Source organism: Bacillus sp. AR4-2 (genome assembly GCF_008274865.1).
Taxonomy (GTDB): Bacteria; Bacillota; Bacilli; order Bacillales; family Bacillaceae_G; genus Bacillus_A; species Bacillus_A cereus.
In genome coordinates, this window is the sequence record NZ_CP031062.1 from 3,949,713 (window position 1) to 3,967,967 (window position 18,255).

An 18,255-nucleotide genomic window follows, 5' to 3' on the forward strand; every position below is an offset into this window, starting at 1 on the left:
AAAGAGGTGTTTCCTATAAAAAAACGAATGTATGTACATTTATAAGAATTTCTAACCAAAATTAAAGGAGGAACATCATGTCTATTCAAAACATTTCCTTTCTCGGTGCAGGCTCTATTGCCGAAGCTATTATTGGTGGCTTGTTACATGCAAATGTCGTTAAAGGTGAACAAATTACTGTAAGTAATCGTTCTAACGAGACAAGATTACAAGAGCTACATAAAAAATACGGTGTCAAAGGTACTCATAATAAAAAAGAATTACTTACTGATGCAAATATTCTTTTTCTAGCAATGAAACCAAAGGATGTTGCAGAGGCGCTTACCCCTTTTAAAGAATACATAAATAATAACGTGCTTATTATTTCATTACTAGCAGGTGTTTCTACTGACTCAATTAGAAAACTACTTCAAAAAGACGTTCCAATTATTCGTGCAATGCCAAATACCTCCGCAGCCATTTTAAAATCAGCTACCGCTATCTCCCCTTCAAAACATGCAACAGCGGAGCATATTCTCACTGCAACATCTTTATTTGAAACGATTGGTCTCGTCTCTGTTGTAGAGGAAGAAGACATGCATGCTGTCACTGCATTATCCGGAAGTGGACCTGCTTATATTTATTACGTAGTGGAAGCTATGGAAGAAGCTGCAAAAAAAATTGGTTTAAAAGAAGATGTTGCAAAATCACTTATTCTTCAAACGATGATTGGTGCTGCTGAAATGCTAAAAGTAAGTGACAAACACCCTTCTATTTTGAGAAAGGAAATTACTTCTCCTGGTGGAACTACCGAAGCAGGTATTGAAGTATTACAAGAACATAAATTTCAACAAGCACTTATTTCTTGTATTACACAGGCAACGAAACGATCACATAATCTTGGAAAAACATTAGAACAACTAACAAAAGAAAAATAGAAAAAGGAGCTCAAGTTTATTTGAGCTCCTTTTTCTATAATTACACTTAGTTATTGTTCTTCCCAAAAATCTCTTCTTGCAGGCGACGACCAGTCGGCGTTGCTGCAAGTCCACCTTCTGCTGTTTCACGAAGTGCTACTGGCATCGTTTGTCCGATTCTAAACATTGCCTCAATTACTTCATCACATGGAATTGTACTCGTTACACCAGCTAATGCTAAATCTGCTGAAATCATCGCATTCGCAGCTCCTGCTGCATTACGTTTTACACAAGGTACTTCTACAAGTCCTGCAACAGGATCACACACTAAACCAAGCATGTTCTTTAATGAAATTGCCATCGCTGTAGCTGCTTGATCTTGTGTTCCACCAGCCATCTCAACTGCAGCTGCAGCCGCCATTCCACTTGCTGAACCAACTTCAGCTTGGCATCCTCCCGCTGCACCAGAAATACAAGCGTTATTCGCAACAACCATACCGAAAGCTCCTGCTGTAAATAAGAATTCAATCATTTCTTCACGTGTAGGCTGCAATTTTTCTCTTAGTGCAAATAGTACACCTGGCACTGTTCCAGCAGAACCTGCTGTTGGTGTTGCACAAATAATTCCCATCGCTGCGTTTACTTCATTTGTTGCAACAGCTTTGCTTACTGCATCCAAAATCGTATCTCCAGATAAGCCTTTTCCACTCTTCATATACGCTTGAACTTTTACAGCATCTCCACCAGTTAAACCAGTTGGTGATTTCACGCCGCGAATACCACGTTCTACTGCTTGCTCCATCACGACTAAGTTCTTTTCCATACCAGCAATTACTTCTTCACGTGAAATACTTCTTGTTTCCATTTCACATTGAATCATAATTTCTGCGATTTTTACATTTTGTTCTTTAGCTTGCGCCACTAGTTCCGCTGCGTTCCGAAACATGGTGTGTCCCCCCTGCAATTATTCCATAATAGTTACTTGACAAATATTTTGTTGCGCTTTTATTTCTGCAATTACTTCATCTGCTAATAATTCATCTGTTTCAATGACCATAAGCGCTCTTCTTCCTTTTTCTTTACGAGAAACACTCATTGTGCTAATGTTAATCTCATGTTTCGCAAGGATTGAAGCTACCGCTGCAATAGCACCGAAGCGATCGTTATTTACAATAAGTAGTGCTGGGCTCGTGCCTGATAATTGAAGATCGAATCCGTTTAATTCTACAACTTCAATTTTACCGCCACCAATTGAGCAAGCAACAACTTCAATTTCATCTTCACCTTTATACAAACGAATTCTCGCTGTATTTGGGTGAGGTGCATTGGCATCTTCTTCAATGAATTCCACTTCAATTTCGCGCTCTTTTGCTATTTCTAGCGCCTCTGGAATACGTAAGTCATCTGTTTCAAATCCTAATATTCCACCGATTAGTGCTACATCCGTACCATGCCCTCGATACGTCTTTGCAAATGATCCATATAACGAAATGCTTACTCTTTCTGGTTCATGACGAAACAGCTGGCGAGCAACTTGCCCCATTCTTGCCGCGCCTGCTGTATGTGAACTTGATGGTCCAATCATAACTGGACCGATAATATCAAATACTGAGCGATACTTCATCATAACTCCCCCTAAACCTCTATGAAAAAATTTATTCTACTATTCTATTAAGCTGCTACATCTGTCGCTTTTCCAGTTGTACCACGAATTTGTTCTGCTGTACGAATTGGATAGTTTTTGAATAAAAGTAATCCAATATAACCTGAAATAATACCAGTTATCATAATACATAAGAATCTTAGCATTATTTTCATTTAAAAATGATACAAGATAATCCAGAATAAAGTCTGGTAGCAATCCAAAGTTTAACACAGAAGCCATTGCAAGCATAGCATAAACAAGTGATATAACCATTGCTAATGCAACTAAATTTGCACCCGCTATTCCGCCTAGACTACCTGCTGATGTTCTGAACTCTTTTAAAGAGTGGTGTACCAATTAAATCTCCACCACCTTATTAATAAAAAGCTTCTACTAAGGAACTCGCAATAGCTACACTTGCTAATCATATCGTTTAGCTAAAAAGTGAAAAAGACTTATGACAAATAATAGTAATATCTTTCCTATTATAATTCTCGTGTTACTCTCTCATGATTTAGTCAACTTCACTTGTTACGATAATGACTAAAATACATGCGACTTATCATAAATTATAATCTGCCCTCATTATAGCTTGTTTTTTATAAAACGCTTACTTTTGTTGAATTTTAAAAGTTCTGAATAAAAGTCCATTTCTGCTATTTGTATCACTTGTATGTCATCTGACTTATATAACAGTTTTTCTAAATAATCATTATTTCGTATTTTTATCCTATATATTCAAACCATCCTAATTTTCTGTATCATCCAAGTATAAGTATAAAATAATAACAGTTTTATTTTTAAATTTTTTTAGACATAAAAAAATGGTAACCCGCTGTTACCATTTTTTACAAAATAATTATTTTTCTACTGGGAATGATTTCAAATCTGTCGCTATTTCTGTATTAGAAAACAACTCTCTAGCCTCTTTCAATAATTCCTTATATGTATCTCCTTGATAGCGAGAACTAATGTGAGTTAATATTAGTCGCTTCGCATTTGCCTGAAGTGCAATGCTCGCAGCTTGCTTAGATGTAGAATGAAAATAATCATACGCTTGTTGCTCATCTTCTGCTGCGAAAGTCGCTTCATGGACAAGTACATCTGCATCTTGCGCAAGCTCCCTACTCGCTTCGCAATATCGCGTATCACCTAAGATAGTAATAATTCTTCCTTTTTGAGGTGGGCCGATAAACTCATTTCCATTTAATATCGTGCCATCCTCTAATTCAACTACTTCACCATCTTTTAAACGTTTAAAGATTGGACCTGGTTTCACACCCATCTCAAGCAACTTATCAACTAAAAGAGCACCTTGTATATCTTTCTCTACAATACGATATCCAAAGCATTCTATACCGTGTGACAATCTTTTCGTTTCTACATAAAATTCATTATCTTCAAATACGGTACCTTCTTCTGTTATCTCCACAACTTCAAGTGGATATCTCACATGTGTCGTACTTACCGATAATGCCACTTCAATAAATTGTTTAATTCCTTTCGGTCCATACACCGTTAAAGGCGTAGTTCCTCCTTGAAATGAACGGCTACCTAATAAACCAGGCAATCCAAAAATATGATCGCCATGTAAATGCGTAATAAATATTTTTTCAATGCGGCGCGGACGTACAGATGTATGTAATATTTGATGTTGCGTGGCCTCACCACAATCAAATAACCAAGTTTGTCCTCGTTCTTCTAACAATTGTAAAGCAATTGCTGAAACGTTCCTTCCTTTTGAAGGAACACCTGCACCAGTTCCTAAAAATACAAATTCCACTTTCTTTCCTCCAGCTCTAAATATACTCTATCTCTCATCTTACGGAATGTTATTTCAAATGGCAAATTGAATTTACATAACCAAACATCTAGACAACTATATAACACGAACGTTATACTCAAAAAATTTAGCTATCGTTCGTGTTTTGTGTTAAAATAATTATACTACATTTTAAGGGAGCGTTTTATTATGAAAGAAGTATTTCGTTTACAAACTGATTTTTCATCTTCATTTGATCGCTGGGTAAGTTCTTTCGTGTCTGATCACCCAGCACAATTAGAATGGACAACTTTAAAGGAATTAATCCATGAATATACAACATCACATACAAATGATACGTTACCAGCATATATTTCTTCAGCTTTAACATATTACGCCCAACGCGTTTCAACTACAAACAGTTCAGAGATTGTTATTTTTGAAAACCCTACAATCTCGTAATCTATAATAAAAAAGCACTGGTTACAGTGCTTTTTTATTTATACTTATTTAACAAATGATCATATTCCATCCAAAAGTCGGTATACATACTTCGCTCAAACTCATTTAAAATTATCTTTTCACTTGATTTATTGAATAATTCTTTTGCCTGTAGCGCAAAAGAAACAATTTGTTTTCTATATTCATTTTCATTTACTTCTATATGAAGCCCTTCATAGTATATAGCCTTTTGATCAGTAGAAATAACTTTGACAAAATCCTTTAAAACCACATTTTCACCTATATGGTTTATAGTCCAATGAATTGAAATTGGGCATCCTAACATGAGCATAGTGCCACATCCGTGCAAAATAAGCCCCTCTTCATTTTCAATATCACAAATATATTCTTTATCTAAAGTTCGTAACAGAGCTAAAGCTGATTCACTTATTCCCCATTCCTCATCCATACCTGTTTGTGTAATAATCGTTCCATCCACATTTAAATAAATTTCCCCGTGAGAACATAAATCTTCCTGCTCATTAAACAACCACTTTTGATTCTCAATATTTATAATAAAATTTTGTGGTACCATTACAAATTCCCCTTTTATAAAAATATTTATTTTTCATATTATTTATAATCAATATCATACATTTCATCCCACATATCTATTATAAATCCGTTTAATATTTTAAAAACACAGATAAAAAAGATATTGACACTACAATTTTACAGTGCTAACACTCAACATGTAATTGAATATGGTCTCTGTTAGGTGAGGCTCCTGTATAGAGAAACGCTGCTGCCCAAAAATGTCGAGAGACGCCAATGGGTCAACAGGAAAGGTCGGAATGAAGGCCTTTTTTAATGTAGCTGGTTTCAGTACCTATGCTATACAGTGCTAAAACTCAACGAGGGAGAGGTGCATGTATTTTGTCATACACAAAAACTGTTTTTATTTATGTCTACTAACAGTCTTTGTTGTGGACTCTTTTAACTGCGAATTCAGACCTTTACTCGTTTTGAGTAAAGGTCTTTTTACGTCTATATGCACCTTACTATGAAACAAACATAGCATATTCAGAAACTACTAAATTGTACGGAGGTGAGGAACAGTTGGCAATTGATGATTCGGCCCATATACCCATACGTTTTACATTCATATTTCATCATGTAGGTAGGAAAGAAACTGTTCCTCACCATTTCAAATAGTTAGGTAACAGATTGTTTCCTCCTTCATGACAGAGGAGGAACTACCGATGTTTAATTTACAAAGACAAGAAACAAAGCATGCTTATGAGCAAGATAGCATGAAAACAAATAACGAATTATTAGTGGAGGTTGCAACACAAGATGTAAGCTCTGCGTTAAAACTTTTAGAAACAACACAAGATGGATTATCTAAACAAGAAGCGTCTCGTAGACTTTCTTTATATGGTCCGAACGAAATAGCTCATAATAAAATGGCACCGTGGTACATTCAATTTCTGTCGGCATTTAAAAATCCATTTATTTTCGTTTTATTAGCTCTTGGAGCACTCTCCTTTTTCACGGATGATATGCAAGGAACAATTGTCGTATCTGCAATGGTACTACTTAGTGCAACAATTCGGTTTTCCCAAGAATTTCGTTCTCAAAAAGCTGCCGATAAGTTAAAGGCTATGGTTCGAACAACTGCGAGCGTATTTAGAATAAATGGATTTGTACATGAAACAAAAAATGTAACGAATTTAAATCGAAATTACACAACAGAAATTCCAATTGAGGAACTTGTACCTGGCGATATCATTTCCCTTTCAGCCGGTGATATCGTTCCAGCTGATGTGCGTATTGTATCCGCTAAAGATTTATTTGTTAATCAATCTTCTTTAACAGGGGAAGCACTTCCTGTAGAAAAATACGAACACTGCTACCATACAGAAAATAAGCATATCTTACCGACAAACATGAAAAAAAATTACAATCCACTCGATATGGAAAACCTTTGTTTCATGGGAACAAATATTGTAAGTGGTAGCGCAAAAGCTGTTGTCATCTCAACAAGTACCGATACGTATTTCGGCTCTTTAGCCAATAAGGTAATTGGAAAGCGTGTAGAAACAAGCTTTGATAAAGGTGTAAACAAAGTAAGCTGGCTCTTAATTACATTCATGCTTATTATGGCACCTATTGTCCTTCTCATTAATGGATTCACAAAAGGTGATTGGCAAGAAGCTTTCTTCTTCGCTATTGCCGTCGCTGTCGGCCTTACACCTGAAATGTTACCGATGATTGTAACTGCTAATTTAGCTAAAGGTGCCGTTAACATGTCTAAACAAAAAGTAATTGTAAAACAGCTAAATTCTATTCAAAACTTAGGTGCTATGAACATTCTTTGTACAGATAAAACCGGAACTTTAACAGAAGATAAAGTTGTCCTTGTTCGTCACTTAGATCCCAAGGGAAATGAATGCAATCGCGTCTTGCAATTTGCCTATTTAAATAGTTTCTATCAAACTGGATTGAAAAATTTAATAGATAAAGCTGTTATTAAGCATACAGAGGCAAACAATACATTTAATCCATCAGCTTTTCAAAAGCTAGATGAAATTCCATTCGATTTCGCCCGCCGGCGTATGTCAGTCATCGTAAAGGATATTTCAGGTGAACATACAATGGTTTGTAAAGGTGCCGTAGAAGAAATTTTATCAATTTGTAACTACACTGAAGTGGATGAAAAAATCGTTCCACTCACCGAGGAAATACGTTCAAATGTCAAAAAACTAAGTGAGACACTAAATAGTGAAGGTATGCGGGTTATTGCTGTTGCTTATAAAAAAGATAGAAGAATAAATGATACAGAGTACGCAGTAAAAGACGAAACTGATATGATTCTCGCTGGATATATCGGCTTTTTAGATCCACCGAAACCATCTGCAGCAGCTGCAATTCAAGCATTACAAAAACATGGTGTACAAGTGAAAATTTTAACTGGCGATAACGAAATTGTTACAAGAAAGGTTTGTATAGAAGTTGGATTAGATATCTGCGAACCAATCCTCGGTTACGAGATTGATTCTTTACCAGATAAAGCATTAGCAAGACTTGCCGAAGAAACGACTGTATTTGCGAAGCTTAATCCAATGCAAAAATCTCGTATTATACACGCATTACAAGGAAATGGACACACTGTAGGTTACATGGGAGACGGCATTAACGATGCTGTAGCATTACGTGAAGCTGATGTCGGAATATCTGTTGATACTGCTACTGATATTGCGAAAGAAGCTTCCGATATTATTCTACTCGAAAAAAGTTTAACTATATTAGAAGCAGGGATTTTAGAAGGACGTACTACATTCGGAAATATTTTAAAATATATTAAGATGACAGCTAGCTCTAACTTCGGTAATGTGTTTAGCGTGTTAGTAGCAAGTGCTTTCATTCCTTTTTTACCGATGCTTGCCATTCATCTTTTAATTCAAAACTTACTTTATGATATTTCACAACTTTCTATTCCATGGGACAAAATGGATAAAGAGTTTCTAGAAAAACCACGAAAATGGGATACTGCAAACTTACGAAACTTCATTATTTGTATCGGCCCAATTAGTTCTATATTTGATATTATCACATACGTAGTCATGTGGAATGTATTTGGTGCAAATACATCGAGCGAGCAATCATTATTCCAGTCCGGTTGGTTTGTCGTTGGATTGTTAACACAAACTTTAATTGTTCACATGATAAGAACACAAAAGATTCCATTTATTCAAAGCACTGCATCAACACCAGTCGTTTTATTAACCGCTCTTATTATGGCAATTGGGATTTATATTCCATTCTCACCACTTGGTACAGCCGTTGGTTTACAAGCATTGCCACTTAACTATTTCCCTTGGTTAGTAGGAATACTATTAGGCTACGCTTTTTTAACACAATTCCTGAAAAAGCTTTATATTAAAAAGTTTCATAGCTGGTTGTAAAAATAAGAATGAGTGGGTATCCCCCGCTCATTCTAAAAAACATAACACATATTATATATGGAGGTGACCATGATGGTATGGTACGACATTGTATTCAGGTTAGTTATAGCAATTATTGTAGGAGCTTGCATTGGAATGGAAAGACAATGGAGACACCGAATGGCTGGGTTACGGACAAATGCTCTCGTATCACTTGGTGCCTGTATAATAGGAAAGGTGTCATGATTTTACTACTTCATGACACCTTCTACATAAACTTATTTTCTAACTTTTGTTGAAACGACTTCTCTTGCTTACGTAGTAGTTGACTACCTCGTTGTAAAATCGGTGTTCCATACTTATCGTTAATTTGATCAATGACAGCAAGTAGTGGTTCTTTTTTCGCATCCTCTTCAAATGAAAATAAATCTAATTGTTTCACCGATTCTGTCTTCCACTCTATTTCAGTAGCTGTAACACCTAGTAAACGAACGGAATCACCATCCCAATGTTGCTTCCATAAACGGGATGCTGCTTGAAAAATATCGCGTTCTTCCCAAATTGCATTTTTCAATTGCTTACTCCGTGTTACTGTTCGCCTATCATGGTATTTAATCATAATTTGAATATTATAGCTGACAAGGGTTCGCTTTTGTAATCTTTTACTCACTGATTTTGATAACCGTTCTAACATATCAAGTAATTCTTTCTCTTCATCCATATCCTTTGAAAAAGTCATCGAGTTACCGACACTTTTATGTTGGCCCATTTGACTCGGATCCACTTCCCTATCATCCGTACCTTTTGCACGCTTTTGTAAATCAATACCGTGCTTGCCAATTTTAGCGCGAATGATATGCTCGTCTCCCTTCGCTAACTGTTCAATTGTATGTATATGAATTTCATTTAATTTTTCAGCTGTTTTTTCTCCAATCCCATGCATTGCTTCAACTGAAAGTGGCCAAATCATTTCTGGAATATCACGTTTTCGAAGTACGGTAATACCGAGAGGTTTTTTCATATCAGAAGCTGTTTTTGCTAGGAAAAGATTTGGAGCGATTCCGATACTACACGGAAGCTGCAACTCTGTTAATAGTGCTTGTTGAATCATCTTTGCTATTTCAAGAGGCGAACCAAGTGCGTAGCAATCTGTAATATCTAAATATCCTTCATCTATTGAGACTGGTTGTATCTTTTCTGTAAAACGAGAAAGGACTTGAAACATTTGAAATGAAGCTTCGCGATATAATGTGAAATTAGGACGCCTTACAACTAATTGCGGGCATAACCTTTTCGCTTCCCAAAGGGGCATCGTCGTACGTATTCCGTATTCTCTCGCCTCATAACTACATGTTATAATAATTCCTTTTCTCTCTTTTTCATTTCCAGCAACCGCTAATGGCTTTCCTTGTAATGATGGATCATGAGCAATTTCAACAGATGCGAAAAAGCAATTCATATCTACATGTAAAATAACACGACCATTTTTCGGATACATTTCTCGCATAGTACTCACTCCCTAATCAGAACGTTCGTTCTTTTATTATATCAAATTTTGCACAATAGTTATAATAATTACTTGTTCTTTTTTATAATCGATATAAATCGAAACTTTAATCAACTCTCACTAATCGGACTTTTACGGGCAGCAGGGCCCCCACCTAACTTCTTTACTTTCGCTGAATTTTGAGGTAGGGGTCTTACTGTCCGGCAAATAGCGGGATAAACTCAATTATACATTCCTTGTAGTTATATTAATCATTGCAATTAATTATTTACTACTTCCGATTTTCAATATGAATACGTTAGGATTATTCCTTCGTCTAGTACATGTAGCAACAACGTATATACTTCCATAGGTTTTCTTATATTGGCTTATACGTCTTGTCAAAGCAATCGAATCAAAATAAAAAGCGTGTAAATCACAATTGATTTACACGCTTTTTCTATTCCATTACTTCGCTACTTCTTCAATAATTGCAACAACTAATTCTGCTGTTTTTGCTAATTCTTCAACAGGAATCTTCTCGTTTGTTGTATGAATTTCTTCATAACCAACCGCTAAGTTAACTGTTGGGATACCATGTCCTGCAATTACGTTTGCATCACTTCCGCCACCACTTTGGTGAAGAGAAGGTGTACGACCAATTTTTTCAGCTGCACGTTTTGCAACTTCTACAACGTGATCGCCATCAGCAAATTTAAATCCTGGGTACATAACGTTTACTTCAACGTCTGCATGACCGCCCATTTCTTTTGCAGTTGTTTCAAATGCTTCTTTCATTTTCGCAACTTGTGCTTCCATTTTCTTATTAATTAAAGAACGAGCTTCTGCAAAGATTTGTACATGATCGCAAACGATATTCGTTTGTGTACCACCTTCAAAACGTCCAATATTTGCAGTCGTTTCAGAGTCAATGCGACCAAGTGGCATCTTCGCAATTGCTTTCGCTGCGATAGTAATTGCAGATACACCTTTCTCCGGCGCTACACCAGCGTGAGCTGTTTTCCCGCGAATAATTGCGTTCACTTTCGCTTGTGTTGGAGCTGCAACAACGATTTCACCAACTTTTCCATCGCTATCTAATGCGTAGCCATATTTCGCTGTAATACGCTCACGGTCTAATGCTTTTGCACCAACAAGACCTGATTCTTCTCCGACTGTAATAATAAATTCTATTTTACCATGAGGGATATTTTTCTCTTTTAAAACACGGATTGCTTCGAACATTGATGCTAATCCAGCTTTATCATCCGCACCTAAAATTGTTGTACCATCTGATACGATATATCCATCTTTGATAGAAGGCTTAATTCCATTACCAGGAACTACTGTATCCATATGAGAAGTAAAGTAAATTGTATCAACACCATCTTTTGTTGCTGGTAAAGTACAAATTAAGTTACCTGCACCATGACCAGTTACAGCCATTGTGTCATCTTCAAATACTTCTACACCTAAATCTGTAAATTTCTTCGTTAATACTTTGCAGATTTCTGCTTCAAATTTCGTTTCAGAATCTACTTGTACTAATTCCATAAATTCATTTACTAAACGTTCTTGATTAATCATAAGACTGCGCCTCCTGCACTACCATTATGTATGTAACACTATTAATTATAACAGAATTTCGCAAAAGTTTCGAAATACAAGACAAAAAACAGATGGTTTACATGTCTAGATAACCATCTGCTTTCTATTACTCATTTAACAATACCCAGCGCATATGATCTTCCCACACGCCATTTACCATTAACATCTTCCTAGACACGCCTTCATATTGAAAACCTATCTTCGTTACTACTTGTATAGATGCTAAATTACGAGGCATAATCGGAGCTTCTATACGATGTAACTGAAATTCCCCAAAAGCAACTTGAATTGCTTTTCTAAGCGCTTCTGTCGTATACCCTTTGTTTAACTCTGCTTTATCTAATTTATAACTGAGTACACAAGATTGATAAATGCCACGAACGATTAAATTAAATGAAATACACCCAATTATTTTCGTATCATCACCCTTTTTAAAAATCCATAGTCTGATGATTTTCCCTTCTTCGAACTCTTTTCTATCCTTTTGCAACTTTTTCTTTTGATAATCTAGCGTAAAAAAACCATCCGGTCTATACTCTTCCCAAGCTTTTAAAAATTCACGATTTCTGTCGTAATATTGAAGAACTGTTTCAGCATACGACTCATCAATTTCCCTTAAGTATAAACGATCTGTTTCGTATATTTTCATCATCGTATCTCCATTCTTCAGCTTGCCCAACTAAAAATTAACAATATACCCTTTTACTATATTCTCTATACACACTCAAATTTCCTGTTATATTTTGCAATCCCCTCCCGAATTTTGTCCTCACTCTCCCCTTGTCCATAATTTCATTTCTCGTTACAATGAAATTGTACTGATTTGCAAGGAGGTATAACGATGCATAAAAAAGCTCAAAAAGTTATGGTTTATGTGATGCTGATTTCTATGCTTGTAACAACATTACTTGCTGGCGCGAGTATGTTTTGGTAAAAAGGGCGATGTGTTCGTCCTTTTTTTACTTTTTACACATGACAAAATAAACCATCTCGACATCGAGATGGTTTATTTTATATAAAACACAATCGCTACAATACTAAAGGAAAATGACATTACAAGTGCTATTACAAAACTTGTATATTGTTTCTGCTGAAATGCTCCAATAACAAAAGTTAGATTAAGTAATGCCATACATACAATCGCTACAAGATAAGAACATATATTAAAAGTTGCCAATATGAATGTAATAACAAATAGAAATCCCATAAAAAACTGCATATACGAAAGTTTTGGATTCAAGTACATATGAGCAACCCCTTTATCTAATTTTATCTTTCTATATTCTCATTAACGCACGGTTATGTACACATGTCAAGACAACTTATTATAATAGAAAAAGCCAACCTTTTCGTTGGCTTTTTCATATGCAACGGCTCCTTTTTCTTTTGCCAATTGCTGAAATGATTTTTTCGATTTCACAATCCATACTTTCGTTCCAATTGGAATGCGATCAAACAAATATTCCACATCGTTTTTCTTCATTCTTATACACCCTTGTGAAATATACTTTCCAATTGAACTCGGTTGGTTTGTTCCATGTATTCCATATTTACTTCCATCAGTTCCTCTTGCATTAAATCCAATCCACCTTGACCCAAGTGGATTTTTTGGCGATCCACCTGGAATATCCTTCGCAATGTAATACGGATCCTTTGCTTTCATTACAACATCAAAAGTTCCTTCTGGAGTTAATTCATTCGTTTTCCCTGTCGCTACTGGAAAAACCTTTTGAATCTTTCCATCGTCAATGTAAGCTAATTTATTCGTTGCTTTATTTACAATAATAAAAGGATCTCCGGCACGTGGATTATCCCCAAGAGGCCAAATCGGCAATAAAGAAAGACATAATATGATAGAGAGAAGATACGGCATAGATAATTCCTACCTTCTATATAAGTTCTTTTATATTATCCTTTCCCTTAAAGCGACTTTTAATGAGTAAATATTGTTCCATTTCATACACAAGTTGAACAAGTTTCGCACGTATCTCAAATTCTTCGCGTGTAGCTGGCAATGGCATGTCTCTAAATAATTCCCTCATTTCTTGAAGCTGCCTTAAGGAAATAACGCCAGTACTCTCAGGGCTAATAGCATTACCAATGTTTTCAACAACATCTGCAATCATGTCAGCTTGTTCATATGTCCACGATAAAGAAGCTGCTAGTGGTATCATTCGCTCTAAAATTTCGAATTGTTGCATACGCATATTAAAATAACGATAGTAATAATCATCTTCTCGCATAAATGCATTCTCAAGTTTTTTAAACGATAAATCTCTTGCTTCATTTAACATATTCTCGGTTTCAATGAGTTCTGCTCCACTCCAACTACTTTCTCGATTTCGTAAATACACAACCATTTCAAACAAAATCGTTTTAAAATTACTCTCTATTTTATCCTGATACTCTTTTAGCTTATTTTCACTACTCGGCATATACATATTTACTAATAACGCCACACTAATCCCTATCGTTAATATAGCAATTTCATTTCCAACTATAAGCCATGTAATTTGCTTCAATGAATATAGATGCATAACAATAACTGAACTCGTGACAATACCTTCTTGAATTTTAAGCATTACTGCAGTCGGAATAAATGTAAGTAACAATATGCTAATTGCAAGTGGTGTATAGCCGATTGTTTCAAAAATACAAAACGCGAATACCATTGATAATACACAAGCTAGAAAACGATGTAACGACACTTGAAGCGATTTGCGCTTCGTATTTTGTACACATAAAATAACTAAAATACCTGCTGAACTATAAAATTCCAACCCTAATAACTGAGCAATAAAAACTGCCGCGCCTGTCCCTATTGCTGTTTTTACTGTACGGTATCCAATTTTAAACATATCATTACTCCTATATGTATAAACGTATTTACAGCTAGTATAAAAAAAGGATGACACAATGTCATCCTTTTCTACTTATTATTCACATAACCTTTTCATATTACAATATTTTTTGTAAAAATTGTTGCGCACGTTCACTTTTCGGCGCTGCAAAAAATTCTTCTGGCGCACTATCTTCTACAAGCTTTCCTCCGTCCAAGAAAAGAACACGATCTGCCACTTCTTTTGCAAAGCCCATTTCATGTGTAACGATAGCCATCGTCATTCCTGTCGTAACTAACGATTTCATAACTTCTAACACTTCTTTCACCATCTCTGGATCTAGCGCCGATGTCGGTTCATCAAATAACATAACTTCCGGTTCCATCGCTAACGCTCTTGCAATTGCTACACGTTGCTTTTGTCCTCCCGAAAGACGATTTGGATACGTATCTTTTTTATCTACTAATCCAACCTTTTCTAAAAGTTTCTCAGCTTTCTTTTCAGCTTCTTGCTTCGTTACCCCTTTTACATTGATAGGAGCATACGTAATATTTTCTAATACAGTCATATGAGGAAATAAGTGAAAATGTTGAAATACCATACCGACATTTTCACGAACATGCATAACATTCGTTTTCGGATTCGTTACTTCTTCCGTCCCAATCCAAATGTGACCATCCGTTGGTGCTTCTAACATATTCATACAACGTAAAAATGTTGATTTTCCTGATCCAGAAGGCCCTATAATTGCGACTACTTCCCCTTTTTCAATTGTTGTTGTAATTCCTTTTAATACTTCGTTTTTACCAAATGATTTATGAAGGTTTTCAATTTTAATCACTTTTCTTCATTCTCCCTTCAATTGCCTTCCCGACTAATGTAAGAATAATGACTAACATATAATAAATCAGTCCAACAAAAAGTAATGGTTCAAGATATTTAAATGTCTCACCGCCTACAATGTAAGCACGACGCATTAAATCAGTCGCGCCTATTACTGTTACTACAGCCGATTCTTTCGTAAGTGTCGCAAATTCGTTCACAAGCGCTGGTAATATATTTTTTAATGCTTGAGGGAAAATAATATTTCTCATCATTTTTCCGTACGGTATCCCTAAAGCCATTGCTGCTTCTGTTTGTCCTTTATCAACCGCTTGAATACCAGCACGAATTACTTCTGACATGTATGCACCTGAATTCAAGCTAAATGCAAGTACAGCAGCTAAGAATGCTGGTATTTCATAACCAATTATTTGTGGGACGCCGAAATAAATAATCATTAATTGCAATACAAGGGGTGTACCACGAAAAATTGATGTATAAAAATCTGCTGCTATATTTAATGCTCGTATTCTAGCAATTTTACAAAGTGCTAATAGCGTTCCTAAAATAAATCCTGCTAAAGCTGATACTGCTACAATCTTCAAAGTAACTTCTAAACCTTTTAGTATATATGGTATCGAAGGCGTAATCGCCGAAAAATCTAAGTTCATTCTTTTCATTCCCCTCACAGAAAAGTGAAAGGCAGCTTATTTTCCGCTGCCAAACCATTTCTTCACTAATTTATCCATTTCTCCATTTTCTTGCATTTTTTTAATTACTTTATTAAATTCTGCTGTTTTATCACTGTTTTTCGGAAGGGCAATTGCTGCTCCAACTTCTTCTGGTGCTTCTTTAATTTCAATTCCTTGTAAATCTTTCATTTTCTCTAAATAATTTTTAGCAACTGTGTCTTCTATAATTGCAGCGTCAAAACGACCAGCTTTAATTTCTTGTACGATTTCTGGTATACGGTCACGTCCCTCAACTTGGAAATCTACTTGTTTTTTAAATTCTGCTGCTTTCTCTTCTTGAATAGACCCTGTTTGTACCCCTACTTTTTTCCCTTTTAAACCCTCTACAGATTGAATGTTAGAGTCCTTTTTAGAAACGACCATGTTTTTCGCAACAAAATAAATATCTGTAAAATCAACATTATTTTTACGCTCTGCAGTTGGCGTCATGCCTGCCATTACGAAATCAACTTTTCCTGAACTAAGAGATGCTAATAAACCACCAAAATCCATATCTTTCACTTTCACTTCATACCCAAGTTCTTTTCCGATATATTTAGCAACATCAACATCAAAGCCAATAATTTCATCGCTCTTTGACGCATCTACATATTCATAAGGTTTATAATCTGCTGAAGTTCCCATTACGAGTACTTTTTTATTTCCTTTTGTTTCTTTCGATTCCTCATTACTACAAGCGCTGAATATACTTACAATTAAAATAAGTGCAAACGATATTGATACTAACTTCTTCATCTTTCTTCCCCCTAATAATGTATATTTAAAAGTTTAATAGAATATTTATTCGATGTTTGTATTGTATCAGCACTTTTATTTTTATGCAATATATAAAATAAAAATAAATAAATAAACAATACAAACGCTGTTTGTTATGTATAAAATGATGCATAAAATAACATAACTATGCATATCTCAGAAATTTTAATAATAAATAAAAGGCGGCACATCCACTTGATTGTGGATGTGCCGCCTTTTCTTTATTTTTTATAGTTCTTCACAACTCTCTTCGAAATATGATTGTAGTTTCGCAATAACTTGCATCGGTTCATGACCTTCAATTTCATGACGCTCTACCATCGTTACAATTTTTCCATCTTTTAATAAAGCAAATGATGGAGAAGAAGGTGGGTACCCTTCGAAATATTCACGCGCTCTTGCTGTCGCTTCTTTATCTTGACCTGCAAACACCGTTACAAGGTGGTTAGGACGTTTATCATAATGTACGGAATGCGCAGCAGCAGGACGAGCAATACCACCTGCACAACCACATACAGAGTTTACCATTACAAGTGTTGTTCCATTTCTTTTAAACGCTTCTTCTACCGCTTCCGGCGTCGTCAATTCTGTATATCCAGCAGAGACAATCTCTTCACGCGCTTGGCGGACAACATCATTCATAAAAAAGTTAAAATTAATCACTCTTTTCCCTCCTCTAAAACTACCTATTTGTATCTTACCAGTTAATGTTTATGAAATACAAGTAAGTTTACTTGTATTTAAGTATAGAAAAGGTGTTAGAGCTCTTGCTCTAACACCTTTTCTTTAATGACCACGATGTTTTTGCTTTGCTTTTTGTACTTTCATTAAACGTCTTCTTTCTTTTTCAGCTTCTCGCTTCTCTTTAGACTGCAGTTTCTTTTCTTGTTTATGCAATTCATAAGATAAACTAATCGCCTCTTGCGCCTTAGTAAAACGTTTAATAGTTGTTTCTTTTGCTGCTTGTCGTATGATACGCTTTATGTTTTTAGGACGCTGTTTTTCTTTAACTTCTACACCACATTTTGCAAAGTGCTGAAAATGCTCTAAAAGTGAACCATTCACAAACATAAGCACTTCTTCATCTGACGGTTCCGCCCCAAAAATATACCTCGCCCCATACAATTTCCCTTTTTCTTTACATGTAATGATTCCAACAAAAAATTGGCCATCGTGATATACTGTCAAATCCATTGACAGCCCCTCCTTTAAAAGATTAGAAATACGGGACATCCCGGAGGGGAAGGTTACTGACATGAAATCATGCGTCTGGACTACCAACCAGAGCTGTGTTTTTGTA

At 35.6% G+C, this 18,255-nt stretch carries 19 protein-coding genes, 1 pseudogene and 1 riboswitch; of the genes and pseudogenes, 5 read left to right on the forward strand and 15 right to left on the reverse strand.

Going from position 1 to position 18,255, the window contains the following annotated elements; translation table 11 throughout:
• The first annotated feature begins 77 nt into the window (after positions 1–77).
• Positions 78–917 carry a pyrroline-5-carboxylate reductase ProI gene (gene proI / locus DN399_RS20320; protein ID WP_149149905.1) on the forward strand — a complete coding sequence of 280 codons (840 nt, stop codon included), beginning with the start codon at positions 78–80 and terminating at the stop codon, positions 915–917.
• A gap of 46 nt (positions 918–963) precedes the next feature.
• On the opposite strand, the gene sdaAA is transcribed toward proI, so the two are convergent.
• The 3 genes from sdaAA to rnz form a co-directional block, all read right to left on the reverse strand.
• A complete protein-coding gene (sdaAA, locus tag DN399_RS20325; RefSeq protein ID WP_000489461.1) occupies positions 964–1,842 on the reverse strand; it encodes an L-serine ammonia-lyase, iron-sulfur-dependent, subunit alpha in 879 nt (292 codons plus the stop codon).
• Between the two features lie 18 nt (positions 1,843–1,860).
• Positions 1,861–2,520: an L-serine ammonia-lyase, iron-sulfur-dependent subunit beta gene (gene sdaAB / locus DN399_RS20330; RefSeq protein WP_149149906.1), complete on the reverse strand. Its 660-nt coding sequence runs from the start codon at positions 2,518–2,520 to the stop codon at positions 1,861–1,863.
• A gap of 880 nt (positions 2,521–3,400) precedes the next feature.
• Positions 3,401–4,324, reverse strand: a complete 924-nt coding sequence (rnz, locus tag DN399_RS20340) for a ribonuclease Z (protein ID WP_149149907.1) — start codon at positions 4,322–4,324, stop codon at positions 3,401–3,403.
• 189 nt (positions 4,325–4,513) lie between these two features.
• On the opposite strand from rnz, the gene DN399_RS20345 reads away from it, so the two are divergent.
• The gene (locus DN399_RS20345; RefSeq protein WP_000665709.1) at positions 4,514–4,765 is read left to right on the forward strand and encodes a DUF3932 family protein; all 252 of its coding nucleotides are present in this window, start codon (positions 4,514–4,516) and stop codon (positions 4,763–4,765) included.
• A gap of 34 nt (positions 4,766–4,799) precedes the next feature.
• Here DN399_RS20345 and DN399_RS20350 read toward each other — a convergent pair whose 3' ends face one another.
• Complete coding sequence (locus DN399_RS20350; protein ID WP_000249063.1) at positions 4,800–5,339, reverse strand: hypothetical protein; 540 nt, start codon at positions 5,337–5,339, stop codon at positions 4,800–4,802.
• A gap of 168 nt (positions 5,340–5,507) precedes the next feature.
• Positions 5,508–5,675, forward strand: a riboswitch (M-box (ykoK) riboswitch).
• 331 nt (positions 5,676–6,006) lie between these two features.
• Between DN399_RS20350 and mgtA the strand changes: the two genes are divergently transcribed.
• Entirely contained in the window at positions 6,007–8,712 is a 2,706-nt protein-coding gene (mgtA, locus tag DN399_RS20355) for a magnesium-translocating P-type ATPase (protein ID WP_149149908.1), read from the forward strand.
• 72 nt (positions 8,713–8,784) lie between these two features.
• Positions 8,785–8,919: pseudogene (locus DN399_RS20360) on the forward strand (MgtC/SapB family protein); the annotation flags it as partial.
• A gap of 40 nt (positions 8,920–8,959) precedes the next feature.
• Here DN399_RS20360 and DN399_RS20365 read toward each other — a convergent pair.
• From DN399_RS20365 to DN399_RS20375, 3 genes are all read right to left on the reverse strand, one after another.
• On the reverse strand, positions 8,960–10,198 hold the full coding sequence (locus tag DN399_RS20365) for a DNA polymerase IV (RefSeq protein ID WP_001208858.1): 1,239 nt from the start codon (positions 10,196–10,198) through the stop codon (positions 8,960–8,962).
• Positions 10,199–10,645: 447 nt separating this feature from the next.
• Positions 10,646–11,764, reverse strand: a complete 1,119-nt coding sequence (locus DN399_RS20370) for a tripeptidase T (protein ID WP_127725942.1) — start codon at positions 11,762–11,764, stop codon at positions 10,646–10,648.
• 127 nt (positions 11,765–11,891) lie between these two features.
• The gene (locus tag DN399_RS20375) at positions 11,892–12,437 is read right to left on the reverse strand and encodes a GNAT family N-acetyltransferase (RefSeq protein WP_049106634.1); all 546 of its coding nucleotides are present in this window, start codon (positions 12,435–12,437) and stop codon (positions 11,892–11,894) included.
• A 189-nt stretch (positions 12,438–12,626) separates the two neighbouring features.
• Here DN399_RS20375 and prli42 point away from each other — a divergent pair, with 189 nt between their 5' ends.
• Positions 12,627–12,719, forward strand: coding sequence for a stressosome-associated protein Prli42 (gene prli42 / locus DN399_RS20380; protein WP_000549040.1), 93 nt, complete (start codon positions 12,627–12,629; stop codon positions 12,717–12,719).
• Positions 12,720–12,791: 72 nt separating this feature from the next.
• Here prli42 and DN399_RS20385 read toward each other — a convergent pair whose 3' ends face one another.
• The 8 genes from DN399_RS20385 to DN399_RS20420 all read right to left on the reverse strand — a co-directional run bounded on the left by DN399_RS20385 (position 12,792) and on the right by DN399_RS20420 (position 18,149).
• Entirely contained in the window at positions 12,792–13,031 is a 240-nt protein-coding gene (locus tag DN399_RS20385; RefSeq protein ID WP_000281167.1) for a DUF3894 domain-containing protein, read from the reverse strand.
• A 66-nt stretch (positions 13,032–13,097) separates the two neighbouring features.
• Positions 13,098–13,658 (reverse strand): L,D-transpeptidase, encoded by a 561-nt coding sequence (locus tag DN399_RS20390; RefSeq protein ID WP_006921495.1) that lies wholly within the window; start codon positions 13,656–13,658, stop codon positions 13,098–13,100.
• 16 nt (positions 13,659–13,674) lie between these two features.
• Positions 13,675–14,643, reverse strand: coding sequence for an aromatic acid exporter family protein (locus DN399_RS20395; protein WP_000472671.1), 969 nt, complete (start codon positions 14,641–14,643; stop codon positions 13,675–13,677).
• Between the two features lie 100 nt (positions 14,644–14,743).
• Complete coding sequence (locus tag DN399_RS20400; protein ID WP_000590202.1) at positions 14,744–15,466, reverse strand: amino acid ABC transporter ATP-binding protein; 723 nt, start codon at positions 15,464–15,466, stop codon at positions 14,744–14,746.
• Entirely contained in the window at positions 15,459–16,118 is a 660-nt protein-coding gene (locus DN399_RS20405) for an amino acid ABC transporter permease (RefSeq protein WP_001046915.1), read from the reverse strand. Before DN399_RS20405 ends, DN399_RS20400 begins: the two co-directional genes overlap by 8 nt.
• 36 nt (positions 16,119–16,154) lie before the next feature.
• Positions 16,155–16,934: a transporter substrate-binding domain-containing protein gene (locus DN399_RS20410; RefSeq protein ID WP_000737667.1), complete on the reverse strand. Its 780-nt coding sequence runs from the start codon at positions 16,932–16,934 to the stop codon at positions 16,155–16,157.
• 249 nt (positions 16,935–17,183) lie between these two features.
• A complete protein-coding gene (locus DN399_RS20415; protein WP_002024761.1) occupies positions 17,184–17,597 on the reverse strand; it encodes a BrxA/BrxB family bacilliredoxin in 414 nt (137 codons plus the stop codon).
• A 144-nt stretch (positions 17,598–17,741) separates the two neighbouring features.
• Positions 17,742–18,149, reverse strand: coding sequence for a YjdF family protein (locus tag DN399_RS20420; RefSeq protein ID WP_000366585.1), 408 nt, complete (start codon positions 18,147–18,149; stop codon positions 17,742–17,744).
• Positions 18,150–18,255 lie beyond the last annotated feature (106 nt).